General features: G+C 70.2%; 2 protein-coding genes. One reads left to right on the top strand and one right to left on the bottom strand.

The window, feature by feature from the left end; translation table 11 throughout:
• Positions 1-561: DUF6421 family protein (locus tag AC1DVT_RS20130; RefSeq protein ID WP_477391155.1), on the bottom strand; the 561-nt coding region annotated here is incomplete at its 3' end.
• 127 nt (positions 562-688) lie between these two features.
• On the opposite strand from AC1DVT_RS20130, the gene AC1DVT_RS20125 reads away from it, so the two are divergent.
• On the top strand, positions 689-1,659 hold a 971-nt coding region (locus AC1DVT_RS20125), incomplete at its 3' end, for a diacylglycerol/lipid kinase family protein (RefSeq protein WP_477391153.1).

The raw sequence follows: 1,659 nt of genomic DNA, 5'->3' as shown, positions 1-1,659 counted from the left end.
GTCGTAGCCCGGCGTGAAATCGACGAGTCGCAGCGACACGAACAGCTTGTTGCCGTAGTCGCCGGCCTCCAGCTGCGCGATGAACTCCGGCCAGATCACTTCGACGATGAGCGCTTCGACGAACCGATTGCGCGACCCGTTCTGCGTGTACATCGGGAACACGACGAGATGACGGATGCCGTCGAGCCGGTGCCGCTGCGGCTGGAAGGCGATGAGCGAGTCGAGGAAATCGGGCACGCCGAAGTCCCCCTCGGCCCAGCGCTGGAAGTCCCGAATCGACGACTCGAGGTACTCGTCGTCATGTCGGAACCGGGGTCTCAGCTCCTCGATCGCCGCGGTGATCGCGGTGACCTGATCGCGCGCGGCGGCGTGGGACGCGGCATCCGGAACTGAGCCGTCCTGAGCCTGCAGCGACTGCAACGCGGTCGCAGCTGCCTTCAAAGACAGCCAGGCATCGGATGCCTCGACCGGGCCGGTCGCGTTCGCGTCGTCCTCGACGACCTCGGGCTCGCCGATGATCGCCTTCTGTGCACCGGGGGTGGTGTGCATCGTGCTGGACATGTGGGGAACCTCCGATCTGCTGAGGATCAGTCCGCGCGCGGGCGGCGATGGTGGATGGGTTGGGAACAGCGTACCGGGGCGCTCTGCCGGACCGATCAGCGATCTGGATGCGCGTACGCTCTGCCTCATGGACCTCTCCACCGTCGCGTGCCCACCCGTCGCACGCGGCGAGGGCGTGCTGATCATCCGGAACGCGCAGTCCGGGACCGCGGTGCTCCGCGCCGACCCTGGTCCGACCTTCGCGGCGCGTCTTCCGGCCGCGGTCGTGCACGTGCTCGCCGAGGGCGAGGACCTCGCCGAAGTCGTCGCGCAGCGTATGGCCGGCGACGCCGCCCCTGCGGTGCTCGGCGTCTACGGGGGCGACGGCTCGGTGTCGCGCATGGCGGGACTCGCCCGGAAATACGACGTGCCGCTGCTGGTCATGCCGGGTGGCACCTTCAACCACTTCGCGCGGGCGATCGGGCTCGACGACGTCGACGTGGCGATCGATGCGCTCGAGGCGGGGTCGGGTCGCACGGTGACCGTGCTCGAGGTGACCGCCGACGAGGACGACCCGATCACAGTGCTCAATGCCGTCTCGGTCGGCACGTACCCCGCCTTCCTTGAGAAGCGCGAGAGCCACCAGCCGCTCGGCAAGTGGGCCGGCGGTCTGGTCGCCGCCACCAAAGAGCTGCGTGGGGCGACGCCGGTCACGATCGTGCGCGCAGGGCGCCGGGCATCGGTGTGGTCCGTGTTCATCGGCGTCGGCCGGAACGATCCCGACCTCGTCGCGACGATGCAGCGCGAGACTCCCGACGACGGCGTGCTCGACATCCGCATCCACCACGCCCGCGGCTCCCGGTCGCAGGCCATCACGGCCCTCGCCTTCGGCCCGCGCACCGTCACGGTGCTGCGCTCCCTCCGGCTGATGCCGCGGGATGCCGACCTCGAACGACTGGTGCTGCCCTCGTTCGACGTGGCGGTGCGCCCGCCTGCCGGCGGCCCCTCCGTCTTCGTGCACGACGGCGAGCTCGAGGAGCGCGACCCGTCCGGCTTCACCCTGCGCTGCGTCGCCGTGCCTTCGGCGCTGCGCGTCTACGCCCCGACCCCCACAGCCGC

The organism is Microbacterium sp. P2_F9, from assembly GCF_056403635.1.
Note: the sequence above shows the minus strand (reverse complement) of the source record. Positions and strands in the feature narration are given on the sequence as shown.